We start from the raw sequence: 18,084 nt of genomic DNA, 5'->3' as shown, positions 1-18,084 counted from the left end.
GCCTGCGCGTGTGGATCAGCGGTCGGCGGGCAGCAGGCCGAAGCGCTCGGGAGCGTGGATGAGCGACGGGGAGATCTCCAGCGCACTCGTCAGGTGGTCGATGATGTCGGCCGTGCCGAGGTAGCTGCCGAGCAGAGTGACGTGGGTCTCGATCTCGTCGTCGCACATCATCTCGTCGGCCCACGCGCAGGTCGCTCTTGCCAGAGCCTGACCGGGTGCGCACGCCCGACCGCTTCCGGGAGCACCGGACCGCTGCTCACGAGCGAGCCACGTGACCGTCATTCGACCAGGAGCATCGATCACGCCGATGTCGGCGACCTCGGGCACCTCGATGAAGATACGACCCGACGCGCACAACGGCAGCGTGGTCAGGAACACCTCGAGCTCAGTGAGCGAGTGCTCGTCTGCCGTCACCAGGTGATGGGAACGCTGACGTGCCGCGCGACGTTCGGCGCGCGTGCCGCGAGTCTCGAGCGAGGTGTCCATGGTGTCTTCATCGTACACCAAGTGAAGGCTTGCCTAACCTTGCATCAGCTCGGTCATCGCCGGGAGCTTTCGGTGGAGGAAGCCGGTTCGACGAGCGCCGCCACCAAGGCGGCCAGTTCGGCCTCGGTCATCCCCTGCGCGCGCAGGTATGCGGCAGCAGACCCCCACCGTTCGTCGACCTGCCGCAGCAGACGACGCATCACGGGCGCCGGGGACTGGGTCGCGAGCGCCACCGCGTGCACGGCCTCCGGGTGCTGGGTCCGCAGGTACTCGGCGATCCACCGCGTGCGCTGAGCAGGAAGCTGCGACTCGGTGAGCGCATAGTCGGCGATCACGGCCTCGCGATCGGCTCCGACGGCGGCGAGAGCGAGGGCGACGGTGACGCCGGTCCGATCTTTGCCGACGGTGCAGTGCACCAGCGTGCACTCTCCCGCGGCGATGATGCGGATGGCGTCGACGAGTCGTTCGCCGCTCTCCTCGAGCAGATGCAGATACAGGTCTTCGAGACTCGTGTCGGCCTCGAAGAAGGATCGCACCGAACCCAGGAACAAGGGAAGGTGCGTGGTGTCCGGCCCCTCGATCTCCGTGGGTTCCGCAGCGACCTCTTCGCCGTCGCGCAGATCGACGATGTGCCGAACCTGTGCCCGCAGCGCGGCGGCGCCGGATGCGGTCGCAGCCGAGAGCTGTCCCGATCGCAGCAGCACCCCGGAACGGATACGACCACCGTTCGCCGGCATACCCCCGACATCCCGGATGTTCGAGACACCCTCGACCTCGAGGATCGTCATGCCTGACCCTTCGGATCGCGAGCAGGAACGGGGTAGCGTCCCGCGATCACGATGCGGTTGAAGGCGTTGATCGACACGCAGGCCCAGCTGAGCGCCGCGTACTCCTTCTCGGTGAACACACTTCCCACCTGGTCGTAGACCTCGTCGGAGATCCCGTCCTCGGCGATGAACGTGAACGCTTCGGCGAGCTCGAGGGCGGCGCGTTCCCGCTCGCTGAACACACCGCTCTCGCGCCACGTGGGGATCTGCGTGAGAGTGTCGGTGTCGACCCCCGCCGCCACCGCTCGGTCGACATGGATCCGCGCGCAGTACGCGCACCCGTTGAGCTGCGAGCAGTGGATCATGACGAGCTCCTTGAGGCGGTCGTCGATGCCGTTGGCCGCGCAGATCTGCCCCACGGTCTTCGAGAACGCGTCAAGCGCCTGGTACGCCGTCGGCTCGGTCTTGGACAGGTGCACACGCGTCTCGCTCATGACTCCATGATATTCGGCGAGCATCGCCCACGCTCCGACTGACGCGTCTGCAGGAAATGCATATTGACAACAGAAGAGCGAAACATAGAGACATAATGAGCAACCGAGCGCCGCAATTGCTTGTCGTAATGGTCCTGCATTTCCTGCGCGTCTGCGCGAGGGCGCAGAATGTGGAGGTGGCGATCGACATCAGCGAGTTCAGCTATCTTCCCGCACAAGCCGAAGCACTCGGCGTGCCGTTCCCGGCGGTGGAGCGTCTCACCCTTCCGCTGCCGGACGGACGCACCCTGAGCGCCCTTCGTTTCGGAACCGACGAGCCGCGCGTGACACTGCTGCACGGAGCGGGCCTGAACGCGCACACCTGGGACACCACATCGCTTGCGCTGCAGCAGCCGCTGCTCGCGATCGATCTCGCCGGGCACGGCGACTCCTCCTGGCGTGACGACATCGACTACACGCCGCGAACGCTCGCCCGCGACGTGGCCGCCGCGCTCGACGCCTGGGCCACGCAGCCCCAGGTCGTGGTCGGCCAGTCGCTCGGAGGACTCACCGGTGCCGCGCTCGCAGCCGCACGACCCGATCTGGTAGCCGAGCTCATCATCGTCGACATCACGCCAGGGATCGACGTGACAGCCGGACCCGCGGCGCTGCGCGAGTTCTACGCGGGCCCGACCGACTTCGCCACGCGGGACGAACTCGTCGACAAGGCGATCGCGCTCGGCTTCGGCGGATCCCGCCCCGAGACCGAACGCGGTGTCTTCCTGAACACGCGCGTACGCGAGGACGGACGCGTGGAGTGGAAGCACCACTTCGCACACCTCGCCGCCCAGGCTCTCGCCGCTCACGACCCCGGATCGGCAACCGCCCCGTCGGTGCTGCACGAGACGGGCTGGGATGACCTGGCCGCAGTCAGCGCGCCGATCACCCTGGTGCGGGCCGCACGAGGATTCGTCAGCGAAGCCGATGCCGCCGAGCTCCAGCGACGCGTGCCTGCGGCGCAGCTGGTCGTCCTCGATGCGACCCATAACGTGCAGGAGACGGCACCGACCGCTCTCGCCGGTCTCATCGGCTCGGCAGCACCCGCCGCCGGAATATGACTCTCCGTTCCATACACGACCCGCACCCCGCCTCACATCTCTAGGCTCGATTCCACGGCACACAGCAGCTGCCGCACCGAGAGGAAACGCCCATGTTCCGACGCACCCGACGTCTCGCGCTGATATCCGCGCTCGCGGCCACCGCCGTGATCCTGAGCGCCTGCTCCGGCACCACCGAGCCCGAGCCCAGCAGCGCAGCGGGAACACCCGACCCGAGCGCCACCCTCCACGTCGGGCTCGTCCTCGAGCCGACCAATCTCGACATCCGCCACACCAGTGGTGCCGCGCTCGAGCAGATCCTGATCGACAACATCTACGAGGGTCTCGTCACCCGCACGCAGGACAATGAGATCGAGGGTCGCCTCGCCTCCGACTACACCGTCTCGTCCGACGGTCTCACGTACACGTTCACCCTGAACGACGGCGTCGTCTTCCACGACGGCACGCCGCTCACGTCCGCCGACGTCGTCTCCTCGTACGAGACCGTGCGCACGGATGCGACCGTCCAGGGCAACGCGGACTTCGCCTCGGTGACGGCGATCACTGCACCGGACCCGACGACGGTCGAGATCGTGCTGTCCGCACCGAACCAGAACTTCCTGTTCGCCCTCACGGGGCCCGCCGGTCTGGTGTTCAAGACCGGAGACACCACCGATCTGAAGACGGCCGAGAATGGTACCGGTCCCTTCACCCTGACGCGCTGGAACAAGGGCAGCACCATCACCTTCGCGCGCAACGACGCCTACTGGGGCGATCCGGCCGGCGTCGCTCAGGTGGAGTTCCAGTACATCCCCGACTTCACCGCGGGGGTGAACGCCGCGCTGGCCGGCGACGTGGACGTGCTCACGGCCGTGGATCCGAACCTCGCGCCGCAGCTCGAGGACTCGGGAGACTTCGCCCTCACGACCGGGCGCACCACCGACAAGGCCACTCTCGCCTTCAACAACAAGAAGGCCCCGCTCGACGACGTCCGCGTGCGCGAAGCACTCCGGCTCGCCATCGACCACGAAGCTCTCATCGAGGCGGTCGGCGCCGGCACCGCGCTGTACGGGCCGATCCCCGAGCTCGACCCCGGCTACGAAGACCTGTCCGACGTGATCTCCTACGACCCCGAGAAGGCCAAGGATCTGCTCGCAGAGGCCGGCCAGAAGGACTTGGAGCTGACGCTCACGATCCCCTCCTTCTACGGCACGACGGTGCCGAAGGTCCTGATCTCGGACTTCAAGAAGATCGGCGTGACGCTCGAAGTCAACTCCGTCGAGTTCCCCACCTGGTTGGAGGACGTCTACACGAACCACGACTACGACCTCAGCTTCGTTCTGCACGTCGAGCCGCGGGACTTCGGCAACTTCGCCGACCCGGACTACTACTTCGGCTACGACAACGCCGAGGTGCAGGACCTGTATGCGAAGGCACTTGCCGAGGTCGACCCGGACAAGTCCGCTGACCTGCTCGCGCAGGCCGCACGCATCGTGTCGGAGGACCACGCCGCCGACTGGCTCTACAACGGCGCGACGATCACGGCGGTGAGCCCGATCGTGGCCGGCTTCCCCGAGGACTCGATCAACTCGCGCATCAACCTCGCGGGCGTCACCGTCTCCGCCGAGAAGTAGCGAGCGGTCACCCCTCCGTGATCCGCTATGCGCTCGTCCGAGGAGCCCTGCTCATCGCAGGGCTCCTCGTGTCGAGCGTGCTCATCTTCCTGACGCTCCGCGTCTTCCCCGGCGATGTCGCACAGCTCATCGCCGGCACCCAGGCCTCCCCCGCCGAGGTCGAGGCCCTGCGCGAATCCCTCGGACTGAACCGGCCTCTGCTCGCCCAGTACACCGACTGGATCGGCGGCATCTTCCGCGGCGACCTCGGCACCTCTCTGCTGTCGGGCGCCTCCGTCGGCGAAGAGCTCCTCCTCAAGGCTCAGGTCACCGTTCCGCTCGGCATCATGTCGCTCCTGATCGCCGTGCTCATCGCCGTGCCCTTCGGCATCCTGGCCGCGCTCCTGCGCAACCGACGCGGCGGCACCGCGCTCAGCGTCGGCGCTCAGGCGCTGGCCGCCGTCCCCGTGGTGTGGGCCGGCATGATGCTCATCGTCGTCTTCTCGGTCTGGCTGGGCTGGCTTCCACCGCAGGGGTTCCCCCGCACCGGCTGGTCGACGCCCGGAAGGGCGATCGAATCGCTCCTGCTCCCCGCACTGACGATCGGGATCGTGGAGGGGGCGATGCTGATGCGATTCGTACGCAGTGCGACGCTCCAAGCCGCAGGACAGGACTTCGTCCGCACCGCCGCAGCGAAGGGCCTCACCCGCACTCGAGCGCTCATCCAGCACGGCATCCCGGCCGTCGGCCTCTCGATCATCACGGTGCTCGGCCTCCAGGTCGCCGGCATCATCGTCGGATCGGTCGTGATCGAGCAGCTGTTCACCCTCCCGGGAATCGGACGCATGCTCGTCGCCGATGTCGGAACGCGAGACCTCATCAAGGTGCAGAGCGAGCTGCTCGTGCTCACCGGATTCGTGCTGGTCGTGGGCTTCCTGGTCGACCTCGTGCACCGCGCGATCGACCCTCGACAGCGGGAGGCCGCATGACCCCGCGCTGGCTGGGCCGACTGTGGGACACCTCGACGGGGCGCTTCGGTGCCATCGTCGTCGTCGTGATCGCCCTCACCGCGCTCGTCGCCCTCTTCTGGACACCCTTCGATCCGCAGGCATCGGACATCGGCGATCGCTGGCTGCCGCCGAGCTGGCCGCATCTGCTGGGCACCGACGACACGGGTCGCGACATCCTGAGCCTGCTGATGGCGGGTGCCCGCACGACCGTCTTCGTGAGCATCGGAGCAGGGCTCGTCGCCACCGTGGTCGGTATCGCACTCGCAGCCCTCGGAGCACTGACCGCACGCTGGCTGCGTGAGACCGTGGCGGTACTCGTCGACATCCTGATCGCATTCCCCGTGCTGCTGATCGCCATGATGATCTCCTCGGTCTGGGGCGGATCCCTCTGGGTGGTGATCTGGGCGGTGGGAATCGGCTTCGGCGTCAACATCGCGCGCGTCACCCGCCCCGAGTTGCGCCGTGTGCAGCAGAGCGACTTCGTCCTCGCTGCGCGAGCCGTGGGGGTCACACCTGCTCAGAGCCTCATGCGACATCTGCTGCCGAACGTCGCTCCCGTCTTCATCGTGCAGCTGTCGTGGTCGATGGCGGTCGCGGTCCTCGCCGAAGCCGGCCTCTCGTATCTGGGTTTCGGCGCCTCGGTGGTCGAACCGAGCTGGGGCCTGCTGCTCGCCGACCTCCAACGGTATATCGGGGTGCATCCGCTGTCCGTGCTCTGGCCGGGGCTCACGATCACGATCACCGTCCTCGCGCTGAACCTGCTGGGCGACGGTCTGCGCGAGGCGACCGACCCGACACTGCGGCATCGCGCCGCCGAGATCCACACCCCGGCGGTGGTCGCATGAGCCTCTCCGTGAAGGACCTCGTGGTCGAGATCGATGGACGACCCGTCGTCGACGGCATCTCCTTCGAGGTGCCCGACGGCGCGCGACTCGGACTCATCGGCGCGTCCGGGTCCGGCAAGTCCCTCACCGCGCTCGCTGTGCTGGGGCTGCTCCCGGACGGCGCGACCGCGAGCGGGAGCATCCGCTGGAACGGCACCGAGCTGGTGGGGATGCCGGATCGCGAGCTGGCCCACCTTCGCGGCGACGACATCGGCATCGTGTTCCAGGAGCCGCGCACGGCACTGAATCCGATCAGGACCGTCGGTCGGCAGATCGCGGAATCGATCCGCATCCACGAGGGACTCGGGCGCCGCGAGGCCCGGGAGAGGGCGATCGCGGAAGCGGCACGGGTGCGGCTTCCCGACCCCGCGTCGATCGTGGACCGGTACCCGCATCAGCTCTCCGGCGGTCAGCGCCAGCGTGTCGCCATCGCGATGGCACTCGCGTGTCGTCCGAGGCTGCTCATCGCCGATGAGCCGACGACCGCGCTCGACGTCACGATCCAGGCCGAGATCCTCTCCCTGCTGCTCGCGCTCGTCGCGGACGAGGGCATGTCCCTCGTGTTCATCACCCACGACCTCGCCGTGCTCGCACAGGTCGCGACCGAGGGAGTCGTGCTCGAAAACGGGCACGTCGTCGAAGCCGCCCCGGTCTCGACCCTTCTCTCCGCACCGTCCTCGCCCATCACCCAGGGGCTGCTGCGGGATGCGACGGCGACCCTGTGGCGTCCGGACGGGGGTGCCGCGTGAGCCTGATCGAAGCCCGAGGGCTCAGTCGCGACTTCTTCGTCCCGAAACGCTCCGCATTCGAGCGCACCCGCACGCAGACCGCCCTGGCTCCCACCGACCTCGACATCGTCGAAGGATCGTCCGTCGGCATCATCGGCGAATCCGGATCGGGCAAGTCCACTCTGGTCAGGCTGCTGCTGGGACTGGACCGACCGACGTCCGGCACGATCGCCGTCGGCGGCCGCCCGGTCGACGCCACCGCATCGGCGAGGTCCCTGCATTGGCTGCGCCGCGAGACAGGGCTGGTGTTCCAGGACCCGTACGCGTCGCTCGACCCCCGGATGACGGCCGGTCAGATCGTGCGAGAACCGCTCTGGGCCCTCGGCATCGAGGGGGATCACCGTGCGCGTGTGCGGGAGGTGCTCGCCCGGGTCGGGCTCGAACCCGAGATGGGTGACCGCTATCCGCATGAGTTCTCGGGCGGGCAGCGGCAGCGGATCGCCCTCGCGCGAGCGATCGTGCATGGCCCGCGGATCCTGGTCGGCGACGAGCCGCTGTCGGCGTTGGACGTGACCGTTCGTGCCCAGATCCTCGAGCTGCTGATCGAACTGCGACACACGACCGCCCTCACGCTGGTGCTCGTGTCGCACGACATCGGAGTGGTGCAGAACCTGTGCGACACGGTCGTCGTGATGAAGGACGGCCATATCGTCGAGCGGGGCGCTACTCGCGACGTGCTCCTGCATCCGACACAGGACTACACGAAGAGGCTGCTCTCGGCCATCCCCGTCATCCCCGCCGGCCCCGGGCATTGAGAGATCGATCGCGAGACCGGACGAGCGTCCTCAGCGCCGCGAGCCGAAGAGCCCTCCCCGCCGCCGCCCTGTCGGCTTGAGCACGCGGCGCATGTACACGGTGCCGAGGTCTCGGCCGAACTTGTACCCGACGCGTCCCATCCGTCCCGCTTCGACGAAGCCGAGCTTCTCGTGCAGTCGAATCGACGCCTCCGCACCGTGGTCGCTGATGACCGCGACCATCTCTCGGAGGCCGATCTGCTCGCAGGCATCGATGAGCGCCTGCAGCAACGCCGCCCCCAGGCCTTTGCCTCCCGCACCGGGACCGAGGTAGATCGAATCCTCGACGGTGTACTTGTAGGCGTTCTTGCCTGCCCATGGCTGCGCGAGGGCGTAGCCCATCACCTCGCCGCCCGGGGACACCGCGACGAGAAACGGAAGCTCGAGCCGGGCGAGCAGAGCGTACTTGTCGCGCCAGTAGGGAATGCTGCTGCGTCGCTCGTCGAGTGTCACGGCCGAATTGCTCACGAAGTGGTTGTAGATCTCGCGCACATGGGGCAGGTCGGCAGGCCGCGCGGCGCGGATCGTGTACGAGAAGATCTCGGGCGCGGGCGCAGGCCGCAGGTGGCGCGGCAGGACACGACGACGGTCCCCCGGCTCGAACTGCATGCGCTCAGCTTAGAGAGGGAGAGGCTTCGCCTTCCACCCTCCAGTCCACGGGCTCGGCACCCCGTTCCTCGAGGAGGGCGTTCGCCCGCGAGAACGGACGTGATCCGAAGAAGCCGCGGCGGGCCGAGAGCGGGGATGGATGAGCCGAGGAGATGACCGGCGTCTCCCCGAGGAGGGGCCGCAGGTTGGCTGCGTCCTTCCCCCACAGGATCGCGACGAGCGGCTGATCGCGCGCGACGAGCGCACGGATCGCGAGCTCCGTGACCTTCTCCCACCCCCACCCTCTGTGAGAGGCCGCCTCACCGGGACGCACGGTGAGCACGCGGTTGAGCAGGAGGACGCCCTGATCGCTCCACGCCGTCAGATCACCGTGCGGTGCGGGAGGGATGCCCAGGTCGGTCTCGCGCTCCTTGTAGATGTTCGAGAGACTGCGCGGCAGCGGGCGCACATCGCGATCGACGGCGAACGAGAGTCCGATGGGATGTCCGGGCGTGGGGTAGGGATCCTGCCCGGTGATGAGGACGCGGACGTCGGACAGCGGCCGCTGGAAGGCCCTGAGCACGTTCGCGCCCGCCGGCAGGTATCCCCGCCCTGCCTCCTGCTCGTCGCGGAGCCGCTCCCCCAGGGAGGTGATCGTGTCCTGGACGGGGGCCAGCGCCTCCGCCCATCCGGCGTCGATCAGCCCGCCCTCGGCGAGCTCTGCGAGAGTCTGGGCCATCGTCAGTCGATGGAGCGCACCCGCAGCGGGCCGCGGGCGAGCAGGTGCTGCGCGGACTGCGCTACCGGCCGCATCGTGATCAGGTCGAGGTTCACGCGTCCGGGCGACTCCAGCGCATACGCGATCACGTCGGCGACGTCGTCGGCGACGAGCGGGGCGTCGACACCCGCGTACACGGCCTCGGCAGCGACCGAGTCTCCGCCCAGGCGATTGAGCGTGAACTCCTCGGTGTGCACCATACCCGGCGCCACCTCGACCACACGGATCGGCTCGCCGTTGAGTTCCTGACGGAGCACCTTCACCAGCATCGACTCCGCGGCCTTCGCGGCGTTGTAGCCTGCACCGCCGGCGTACGCGGTCTGCGCAGCCGTGGAGGTGACGAAGATCGCATCCGCGTGACCATCCGCTGCCGCGGCTCGGCGCAGGAGCGGGAGCAGACCCGCGACGAGACGTTGGCTCGCCAGCACGTTCGCGTCGAACATCCACTGCCAGTCCTCGACCGATGCGTCCTCGATGCGGTCGGTGCCGCGAGCACCGCCGGCGACCTGGACGAGAGCGTGCACGGGGCCCGACCGCTCGAGTTCGCCCACGAGCGCGTCGACGGCGGAGGCATCGGTGAGGTCGCAGGCGATGGCCGAGGCTCCGGTCTCCGCGGCGAGCGCCGACAGTCGGTCCTCGCGTCGCGCGACCCCCACGACGTCCCATCCCCGGGCACGGAGGGCACGCACCGTCGCCGCGCCGATGCCCGAACTCGCACCTGTCACCACTGCTCGTCTGTTCACCATGCCTCCACCGTACGGCGTTCTCCCCGGAATGCGGACTCCCCCCTGGGGTTGTCGTCGATCGATCCGCCGCAGGATTCCGGGCCTCCGCTCTGTTACGTCACATTTCCCGTCTGTTGTTGACAGACAGCGATATTCCGTACTGTCGCTGCAACGGCATCCGCCACACGACCTTCCGACCACTCCTGGGGGAATCACATGTCCGCACCCGAGTCCTGGCGTTTCGAGACCAAGCAGATCCACTCGGGCGCTGCCCCCGACCCGGTCACCAAGGCACGTGCCACGCCGATCTACCAGACCACCTCGTACGTGTTCGACAGTGCGGACCATGCGGCTAACCTGTTCGCCCTCGCGGAGTTCGGCAACATCTACACCCGCATCCAGAACCCGACGCAGGACGTGCTCGAGCAGCGTCTCGCCGCGCTCGAAGGCGGCACCGGTGCTCTCGTGCTCGCCAGCGGCCAGGCAGCGTCGACCTTCGCGGTCCTGAACATCGCGCAGGCCGGCGACCACTTCGTCGCGTCGAGCTCCATCTACGGCGGCACCTACAACCTCTTCAAGTACACGCTCGCGAAGCTCGGCATCGAGGTCACGTTCGTCGAGAACCAGGACGACCCCGAGGAGTGGCGTCGAGCGGTCCGCCCGAACACGAAGCTGTTCTTCGCGGAGACGATCGGAAACCCGCAGATCAACATCCTCGACATCCGCACCGTCGCCGATGTGGCCCACGAGAACGGCGTCCCGCTGATCGTCGACAACACGATCGCCACCCCGTACCTGATCCGTCCGTTCGAGTTCGGCGCCGACATCGTCGTGCACTCGGTCACGAAGTTCCTCGGCGGCCACGGCACCACGATCGGCGGCGTCATCATCGACGGCGGAAAGTTCGAGTGGTCGAAGAACGTCGACAAGTTCCCCGGCCTCACGGTGCCGGACCCCTCGTACCACGGCGCCAGCTACACCGCCGCCGTCGGCGACCCGCTCGCGTACATCATCAAGGCCCGCGTGCAGCTCCTGCGCGACCTCGGATCCGCCATCGCCCCGCAGAGCGCCTGGAACCTCATCCAGGGCGTCGAGACCCTGTCCCTGCGCATCGAGCGCCACGTGCAGAACGCCCAGGAGATCGCCGAGTGGCTCGACGGCCGCGACGATGTCGCGACGGTCAACTACTCTGGTCTGCCCTCTTCACCCTGGTACGCCAAGGCGAACGAGTACGCGCCCAAGGGCGTCGGCGCCGTGCTGTCGTTCGAGCTGAAGGGCGGCGTCGAAGCCGGACGCGAGTTCGTGAACAGCCTGTCGCTGTTCAGCCACCTCGCCAACATCGGCGACGTGCGCTCGCTCGTCATCCACCCCGCATCGACCACGCATGCGCAGCTGACGCCGGAGCAGCAGCTCACCGCCGGAGTCACGCCGGGCCTGGTCCGACTCTCCGTCGGCATCGAGAACGTCGATGATCTCAAGGCCGACCTCGAGCAGGCTCTCGCCGCGGCCCGCGCCGTGTCGGAGGCCGCGCGCGCCTGACCCGCACACCCCACGAGATGCCCCGGAGCCCGAGCTCCGGGGCATCTTCGCGTGCAGGCGACGTCTTCACCCGGCCGACCCACAGGCGACGGCCTCGACAATGGAAGACCGCCGTGAGGAGAGCATGATCGACGTCGAACACCGACCGCCGCGCGTCCGACGCGTGACGACGACCCGCGCGCGATGGCTCGCCGCCGCCGGCGTCGCCGTGCTGCTCGTCATCGCCGGCGGCTGGATCCCCGGAATCGTCGGCACAGCGGTCGCTGCCGCCCTCCCCTGGCTCGGTCTCGTGCTTCTCGCACTGCTGATCGCCGCGCTGTTCCTCGCCCGCCGAGTGGTCGTCGTGATCCTGGTTCCCGCACTCCTGTGGATCCTCGCGATGGCACCGGCTCTTCCCGCCCTCCCCGGTCCGCCGGGGTCGGAGTCGGCCTCCGCTTCCGGGCTGACGGTCGTGAGCCAGAACGTGAGGGCGCGATCCGGCGGGGCCGCCGCATCCGCGACCGAGCTCGCGCAGAGCGGCGCCGATGTGATCGCCCTCGTGGAGCTCGATGGAGACAGCCTCTCCGCGGCGCAGAACGCCCTCGCCGGGCAGTACCCGCATTCGTACACGGTCGGAACCGTCGGTGTGTGGAGCAGATATCCCCTCGCGAACGCCGAGCCCCTGACGCTGGGACTCAGCTGGAAGCGTGCGCTCCGTGTCGAGGTGCAGGTGCCGTCCACGCCGGTCGCCGTCTACGTGATGCACGCCGCGTCGGTGCGGCCGGGGCACCAGCAGGACCGCGACACGATGCTGAGCGGACTCGCGGACCAGGTCGGCTCCGACCCTGCGGACTCCCTCATCGCCGTCGGCGACTTCAACGCACCGTCGACCGATCCGAGCCTGACGGCCTTGCGCGCGGAAGCCGATTGGGTGCGTCCGACGGATGGGAGCCTCGGGCTCACCTGGCCCGTCGCCTTCCCCCTCGTACGCATCGACCAGGTCTTCGTCCGCGGCCTCGATGTCGTCACGTCGGGCACGATACGGGCGGGGAACAGCGATCATCTCGCCACCCTGACCCGAGTGCGCTGATACACCTGCCGACGACCGACGACCGCGACCGACGACCGACGACCGCGACCGACGACCGACGACCGACGACCGACGCGACGATGCCGACGGGCCGCCTCGATCGTCGCGGTCGGGAGGGTCGGGACATCGGAGCGTAACCTGCCACCGACGAGTCGCGGACCAGGCGAGAATGGGAGCATGGACTGGCAGACGACCTCCGAGGACACGGTGCCCTCGGCGCCCGTGACGGAGGCCGACGTCAGGCTGCTCCGTGCCCGCCCGCCGGCGACCGGAGCATGGCGTGACGGAGACCCGGTGGGCGGTCGCCGGTTCGCCGCCTTCGGCGCCTTCTCGACGGAGAGCGGCGCCGAGCTCCCCGGCATCCGCATCGCCTACGAGTCCTGGGGCGAGCTGAACACGGCACGGGACAACGCCGTGCTCGTGCTGCACGCGCTCACCGGGGACAGCCATGTGCGCGGCGCAGCGGGATCCGGGCACCCCACCGCGGGCTGGTGGGAGGACATCACGGGTCCGGGAGCTCCGCTCGACACAGACCGCTGGTTCGTGATCGCCCCGAACATGCTGGGCGGCTGCCAGGGCTCGACGGGCCCCGCGAGCGTCGCCCCCGACGGCTACGAGTGGGCCTCCCGTTTCCCGTACCTCACGATCCGTGACCAGGTCGCCGCCCAGGTCCGCCTGGCGGATGCGCTCGGCATCGAGAGCTGGGCCGCTGTCATCGGCGGTTCCATGGGCGGGATGCATGCGCTGGAGTGGGCGGCCACACATCCCGAGCGCGTGCAGCGCCTCGCCGTGCTCTCATCTCCCCCGGTGACCACCGCCGACCAGATCGCGCTCAACACCGTGCAGTTGGAGACCATCCGGATGGATCCGCGGTTCCAGGGCGGCGAGTACTACGACCTCGGTGACGGCGACGGCCCACACCGTGGCCTCGCACTGGCCCGGCGCATGGCTCTGCTGAACTACCGCAGCCCGATCGAGCTCAACCAGCGTTTCCAGCGTTCGTGGCAGTCCGACGTGTCGCCGCTCGGGCACGGCGGTCGCTTCGCCGTGGAGTCGTATCTCGACTTCCACGGCAACAAGTTCACACGCCGCTTCGACGCGAACAGCTACATCACGCTCGTCGAAGCCATGAACTCGCACGATGTCGGTCGCGGGCGAGGTGGCGTCGAAGAAGCTCTGCACGCCGTCACCGCCACCACGCTGGTGCTCGGCATCGACAGCGACCGCCTCTTCCCCGTCGACGGGCAGCAGCGCATCGCCCGCAGCATCCCGAACGTCATCGACGACGAAGCCGTGGTGATCACGAGCGACTTCGGGCACGATGGCTTCCTGATCGAGACCGAGGCGGTGGGCTCGAACCTGCGGCGTCTGCTCGACAGCTGACCCCGGCCGCTCAGGTCGCGACGAACCGCCAGGGCAGCGCGCCCGCCTCGAGGCGCCCCTGCTCCCAGGCGAAGGCACGCCCGGCTTCGGACTCGAGCACCCGGGTCTGGAACAGCTGCGCCGCACCGCCCGACGACAGGGCCGATTCCACGTCGCTGAACGCCCCAAGCTGATGGAGCGTGAGCCACGTCGGCGGATACAGCGTCCACTCCCCCGCCGCGTGCCTCGCGAGCGCCTCTGCCGGCGGCACCCAGGCGATCTCCACGACCTCGTCGGCAGCGGGCGAAGGCTCTCCGTCCGGCGCCTCGGCGAGGAAGAACCAGGTGCGGATACGCGTAGGGGCCTCCACCGGCGGCTGCCACTCGGAGAGCACCACGAGGTCGTCGACAGCGAGGCCCACCTCCTCGCGCGTCTCCCTGATCGCGGCACGGCGCGCGTTCTCGGACTCGTCGTCGCCGTCGTGGACGTCGCCCGGTTCGACCTTGCCCCCGGGGAAGACCCATGCACCCGCGAACGACCCGCGATCGGGTCGACGCATCAGCAGCACCTCGAAGGCGGGGTCCGACGCGCGCAGCAGCACAGCAGTGCCGGCGACGGGCAGGGACAGCTCGGGGGCACTCACCCCGTCACTCTACGACCGGACCGACCGCGGCGAAACTACGAGGCGACGAGCTCCGCTGCCGCCGGGCGACGTCCTTCGACGCGGTACGAGAGCAGCGCGATCAGCAGACCGGCCACGGCGAGCGCGGCACCGGTCCATGCCGGTGCGGTGAAGCCCCAGCCGGCGGCGATGACGACGCCCCCGAGGAACGCGCCCAGGCTGTTGCCGATGTTGAGCGCCGAGTGGTTCATGGCTGCGGCGATCGACTGGTTGTCGCCCGCCACGTCCATGAGCCGGGTCTGGATCGTCGGGCTCAGCACGGAGGAGACGAACCCGACCACCAGCACCACCGCGGCCAGGCTGACGATCCAGAACGACAGGAACGCCAGCAGCGCGAAGACCACGGCCATGGCGGCGAGTCCGAAGAGCAGCGTGCGGCGCAGGTCGATGTCGGCGAGGTGACCGCCGACGAGGTTTCCCGCCGTCATCCCGAGCCCCATGAGCACGAGGACGATCGGCACCACCCACTCCGGGGAGCCGGAGACCTCGGTCACCAGCGGGGCGATGTAGCTGTAGACGGCGAAGAATCCGCCGAAACCGATCGCGCCGACGCCCAGGGTGAACCACACCTGCGGGATACGGAACACCCGCAGTTCCTGGCGCATCGTGCGCCCCGGGTCCCCCGGATGTTCCGGGACGAAGAGCGCGATGCAGAGGGTGGCGAGAGCGAAGACGAGCGCCACGACGGCGAAGGCGGAGCGCCAGCCCCACTGCTGCCCGAGGAACGTCCCCAACGGCACGCCCACGACGTTGGCGACCGTGAGGCCGGTGAGGATGAACGCCACACCCTTGGCGCGGTTGCCCGGCCCCATCACATCGGCGGCCACGAGCGCACCGATGCCGAAGTATGCACCGTGCGGCAGCCCGGCGAGGAAGCGCGACGCGGCGACGAGCTCGAACGTGGGCAGCACGACCGTGAGGGCGTTGAACACCGTCAACGCGACGGCCAGCACGATCATCACCCGATGCCGCGGGTAACGCGCGACGAAGCCGGCGATGGTCGGTGCGCCCACCACCACGCCGAGCGCGTAGAGCGAGATCAGCCAGCCGGCCTGGCTCAGCGCATCTTCCTGGCTGGTCGCCCAGAGCGAAGGCAGCAGGTCGGCGGCGATGTTGGGCAGCAGGCCCATGACCACGAATTCGGTCATGCCGATGCCGAAGCTGCCGATGGCGAGGGAGAGGAGCGCCCACTTCGCCGCACCCCTCGATTCAGTCGAGGGATTCACCGGATCAGCTTAGCGGCCGTCGGACCCGGAGGTCGCCCGCCCTGCGCGATCGAGCGTCATGAAGACATCAACGTCATCCTGGGTGTCGACGACGAAACCGTGGCGTTCGTAAAGACGGCGCGCCGGGCTGCCCTGGAGCACGTTGAGTCGATACGGGGTCGCGTCATCGAGCACGATCCCCAGCACGCGGTCACCGAGACCACGGCGCTGATGCGAGGTCGCGATGTAGAAGTGCTCCAGCCAGCGGGACTCCCCCTCCGCACGGATGGCGACCGAGCCGACATCGGTGCCGTCCACGACGATGATCCGGGTCTGCGTCGGTTCGAACGCATCACGGAACCGCTGCCGGACGCGGGTCTCGTCGAAACGCCCCAGCCGCTCCAGGTCGGCCCGAAGCACTTCGGCGCGGAGTTCCGCGATCCACTCGGAGTCGTCGGCCGTCGCCGGTCGAAGAGCGATCGACATGGACGAAGGGGAATCAGTCACCGAACTCCTCGACCGTTGCTTCGTCGATGGCTGCTTCCAGCCGCTCGATCTTCGCGTCCAGCTCTCCGGAGTACCCCGGGCGGATGTCGGCCTTGAGCACGAGCGAGACCCGCGAGCCGAAGGGCATGACCGCCTCGGTCGCGCGCTTCACGACGTCCATGACCGTGTCCCAGTCCGGCCCCTCGATCTCGGTGAACATGCTCGTGGTGCGGTGCGGCAGTCCGGACTCGCGCACCACCCGCACGGCGGCGGCCACGGCGTCGTGCACGGAGGCATCGGTGCGCTCTGCTCCCGCGGAGGGGGTGCCGCTCGGGGCGACGGAGAAGGCGATCAGCATGGTTTCACTCCTGGGTTTTCGGATGACGGACGGGCACGCGCACGAGAGCGCGGGCTGCGAGGACGAGCAGGACGACGAGAAGGATGTTGCGCACCGTGAGGACGGCGACCGAGAGGGCGTCGGCCCGCAGCAGCCCGTCGTAGCCGATCGGATAGACGAGGCACGTGAGCAGGCAGAGCGCGAGGACGAGGACGGCGGGAACGCGTGCTCGGGCCCGATCGAGCACGAGCCAGAGGATCACCGGAGCGATCAACCAGGTCTGGAACTGCGGCGAACCGACCTTGTTGGTGACGATCAGCAGTGTCACCAGTGTGAGCGCGAGCGGCGGGAACAGTCGCGGGAAGATCGCACCGCGCATCGCCTTGAGCGCGCCCAGCACCGTGACCGCCAGCACGGAGAGCACCATGAGCGGCGTGAGCGCGGCGGACACGGCATCGACCCCCGGCGCGGTGATCTGGAAGGTCAGGATCTCGAAGCTGTACTCGATGCGGGCGGCGCCGGCGACCGCGAGCCACAGGAAGGGGGTGGCGGCCACGGCTTCGATCTGCAGCCCTCGTCCGGTCTGCTCGGTCAGGAAGCCGAGGACCTCGGTGTCCGCCCCGAGCAGGAGCAGAGTCGCGACGACCCCGACACTGACGACGGCGGCGGCGACCAGCACCCGCACGCGCGCACGGAGCGCGACGACGGCGGCGAGCACGAGCGCACCGGGCCAGATCTTGATCCATGCCCCGATCGTGAGGAGAGCGGCTCCGACAGCGGGCCGCGACACGAGCCAGAGTCCGCCGATCACGGCGATCGGGACGGTGATCGCATCGATCCGGTAGAGCGCGATCGGTCCGAGGAACACCAGTGCGCCGCACCAGAACCAGGCCGCGACACGGCGCGCGTGCGAGGGCGCGCGCCCCACCAGCACAGCGAAGGCGACGGCGTCGAGGATGACGACCAGGACCGCCCATCCGACGAGATACGCACTGGATACTCCGAGCAGAGGCACGAGCGGCGCGGAGAGCACGGCGGCGACGAGCATCGGCACGAGGGCGAGCTGAGGGTAGACCCATGTCTCGGTGACACCGACGATCGGTCCCCCGCCGAGTGCAGAGGACGCCCAGGGCTCGTACACGAGCACCACATCGCCCATGGGCTGGCTGGGGTAGACCCAGCCGGCCCATGCGGTGAGCGCGTGCACGACGAGGAAGACGCTCCACAGCGCGACCACCCGGGCCGTCGACGCGCGATTCACGCCAGGACGTCCGCGATCGCGAGTGGAAGGGCCTCGGCCACGTCCATCGCGACGATCGGATGCCCCGCCCCGCCGTCACGCACGCCGGCGGCGATACGCCCGGCGTGGCCGTGCAGCCACGCTCCGGCCGCGGCGACCTC

Annotated in this window: 20 protein-coding genes; 9 read left to right on the top strand and 11 right to left on the bottom strand. The window is 68.8% G+C overall.

Annotation, left to right across the window (positions count from 1 at the left end; all coding sequences use genetic code 11):
• Window positions 1-15 precede the first annotated feature (15 nt).
• The 3 genes from DW307_RS01615 to DW307_RS01605 are packed head-to-tail and all read right to left on the bottom strand — an operon-like array spanning window position 16 to window position 1,747.
• Window positions 16-504 carry an SIP domain-containing protein gene (locus tag DW307_RS01615; RefSeq protein ID WP_240750439.1) on the bottom strand — a complete coding sequence of 163 codons (489 nt, stop codon included), beginning with the start codon at window positions 502-504 and terminating at the stop codon, window positions 16-18.
• A gap of 35 nt (window positions 505-539) precedes the next feature.
• Window positions 540-1,274 carry a tyrosine-protein phosphatase gene (locus DW307_RS01610; protein ID WP_136023745.1) on the bottom strand — a complete coding sequence of 245 codons (735 nt, stop codon included), beginning with the start codon at window positions 1,272-1,274 and terminating at the stop codon, window positions 540-542.
• Window positions 1,271-1,747, bottom strand: a complete 477-nt coding sequence (locus DW307_RS01605) for a carboxymuconolactone decarboxylase family protein (protein ID WP_021198503.1) — start codon at window positions 1,745-1,747, stop codon at window positions 1,271-1,273. The genes DW307_RS01610 and DW307_RS01605 overlap by 4 nt, the downstream gene beginning before the upstream one ends.
• A gap of 170 nt (window positions 1,748-1,917) precedes the next feature.
• Here DW307_RS01605 and DW307_RS01600 point away from each other — a divergent pair, with 170 nt between their 5' ends.
• From DW307_RS01600 to DW307_RS01575, 6 genes are all read left to right on the top strand, one after another.
• Window positions 1,918-2,844: an alpha/beta fold hydrolase gene (locus DW307_RS01600; RefSeq protein WP_029258473.1), complete on the top strand. Its 927-nt coding sequence runs from the start codon at window positions 1,918-1,920 to the stop codon at window positions 2,842-2,844.
• A 92-nt stretch (window positions 2,845-2,936) separates the two neighbouring features.
• Complete coding sequence (locus DW307_RS01595) at window positions 2,937-4,457, top strand: ABC transporter substrate-binding protein (protein ID WP_136023744.1); 1,521 nt, start codon at window positions 2,937-2,939, stop codon at window positions 4,455-4,457.
• A 17-nt stretch (window positions 4,458-4,474) separates the two neighbouring features.
• A complete protein-coding gene (locus DW307_RS01590) occupies window positions 4,475-5,425 on the top strand; it encodes an ABC transporter permease (protein ID WP_136023743.1) in 951 nt (316 codons plus the stop codon).
• Complete coding sequence (locus tag DW307_RS01585) at window positions 5,422-6,291, top strand: ABC transporter permease (protein WP_136023742.1); 870 nt, start codon at window positions 5,422-5,424, stop codon at window positions 6,289-6,291. Before DW307_RS01590 ends, DW307_RS01585 begins: the two co-directional genes overlap by 4 nt.
• Window positions 6,288-7,079 carry an ATP-binding cassette domain-containing protein gene (locus tag DW307_RS01580; RefSeq protein WP_136023741.1) on the top strand — a complete coding sequence of 264 codons (792 nt, stop codon included), beginning with the start codon at window positions 6,288-6,290 and terminating at the stop codon, window positions 7,077-7,079. Before DW307_RS01585 ends, DW307_RS01580 begins: the two co-directional genes overlap by 4 nt.
• Window positions 7,076-7,873, top strand: a complete 798-nt coding sequence (locus DW307_RS01575) for an ABC transporter ATP-binding protein (RefSeq protein ID WP_031206731.1) — start codon at window positions 7,076-7,078, stop codon at window positions 7,871-7,873. Before DW307_RS01580 ends, DW307_RS01575 begins: the two co-directional genes overlap by 4 nt.
• A gap of 30 nt (window positions 7,874-7,903) precedes the next feature.
• Here the strand turns inward: DW307_RS01575 and DW307_RS01570 are convergent, their stop codons facing one another.
• Genes DW307_RS01570 through DW307_RS01560 form a run of 3 tightly spaced genes read right to left on the bottom strand, consistent with a single transcriptional unit; the run spans window position 7,904 to window position 10,024 of the window.
• The gene (locus tag DW307_RS01570) at window positions 7,904-8,521 is read right to left on the bottom strand and encodes a GNAT family N-acetyltransferase (RefSeq protein ID WP_021198510.1); all 618 of its coding nucleotides are present in this window, start codon (window positions 8,519-8,521) and stop codon (window positions 7,904-7,906) included.
• A 4-nt stretch (window positions 8,522-8,525) separates the two neighbouring features.
• A complete protein-coding gene (locus tag DW307_RS01565) occupies window positions 8,526-9,239 on the bottom strand; it encodes a uracil-DNA glycosylase (protein WP_021198511.1) in 714 nt (237 codons plus the stop codon).
• 2 nt (window positions 9,240-9,241) lie between these two features.
• Window positions 9,242-10,024: an SDR family oxidoreductase gene (locus DW307_RS01560; protein WP_205810311.1), complete on the bottom strand. Its 783-nt coding sequence runs from the start codon at window positions 10,022-10,024 to the stop codon at window positions 9,242-9,244.
• Between the two features lie 195 nt (window positions 10,025-10,219).
• On the opposite strand from DW307_RS01560, the gene DW307_RS01555 reads away from it, so the two are divergent.
• From DW307_RS01555 to metX, 3 genes are all read left to right on the top strand, one after another.
• Window positions 10,220-11,542: a bifunctional o-acetylhomoserine/o-acetylserine sulfhydrylase gene (locus tag DW307_RS01555; protein WP_021198513.1), complete on the top strand. Its 1,323-nt coding sequence runs from the start codon at window positions 10,220-10,222 to the stop codon at window positions 11,540-11,542.
• Window positions 11,543-11,666: 124 nt separating this feature from the next.
• A complete protein-coding gene (locus DW307_RS01550; RefSeq protein WP_168440968.1) occupies window positions 11,667-12,611 on the top strand; it encodes an endonuclease/exonuclease/phosphatase family protein in 945 nt (314 codons plus the stop codon).
• Window positions 12,612-12,788: 177 nt separating this feature from the next.
• Window positions 12,789-13,994, top strand: a complete 1,206-nt coding sequence (metX, locus tag DW307_RS01545) for a homoserine O-acetyltransferase MetX (RefSeq protein WP_136023739.1) — start codon at window positions 12,789-12,791, stop codon at window positions 13,992-13,994.
• Between the two features lie 10 nt (window positions 13,995-14,004).
• Here metX and DW307_RS01540 read toward each other — a convergent pair whose 3' ends face one another.
• The 5 genes from DW307_RS01540 to DW307_RS01520 are packed head-to-tail and all read right to left on the bottom strand — an operon-like array spanning window position 14,005 to window position 17,944.
• Window positions 14,005-14,616, bottom strand: coding sequence for an NUDIX hydrolase (locus tag DW307_RS01540; protein WP_136023738.1), 612 nt, complete (start codon window positions 14,614-14,616; stop codon window positions 14,005-14,007).
• Window positions 14,617-14,651: 35 nt separating this feature from the next.
• Complete coding sequence (locus tag DW307_RS01535; protein ID WP_136023737.1) at window positions 14,652-15,881, bottom strand: MFS transporter; 1,230 nt, start codon at window positions 15,879-15,881, stop codon at window positions 14,652-14,654.
• Window positions 15,882-15,890: 9 nt separating this feature from the next.
• Window positions 15,891-16,346, bottom strand: a complete 456-nt coding sequence (locus tag DW307_RS01530; RefSeq protein ID WP_136023736.1) for a GNAT family N-acetyltransferase — start codon at window positions 16,344-16,346, stop codon at window positions 15,891-15,893.
• Window positions 16,347-16,359: 13 nt separating this feature from the next.
• On the bottom strand, window positions 16,360-16,704 hold the full coding sequence (locus DW307_RS01525) for a thiamine-binding protein (RefSeq protein WP_136023735.1): 345 nt from the start codon (window positions 16,702-16,704) through the stop codon (window positions 16,360-16,362).
• 4 nt (window positions 16,705-16,708) lie between these two features.
• Complete coding sequence (locus DW307_RS01520; protein ID WP_168440967.1) at window positions 16,709-17,944, bottom strand: hypothetical protein; 1,236 nt, start codon at window positions 17,942-17,944, stop codon at window positions 16,709-16,711.
• Window positions 17,945-18,084 lie beyond the last annotated feature (140 nt).

Origin of the sequence: Microbacterium sp. K27 (assembly GCF_004794435.1) — a bacterium.
Lineage (GTDB): Bacteria > Actinomycetota > Actinomycetes > Actinomycetales > Microbacteriaceae > Microbacterium > Microbacterium maritypicum_A.
The sequence above is the reverse complement of the archived record's forward strand: the minus strand, read 5'-3'. Positions and strand labels throughout refer to the sequence as shown.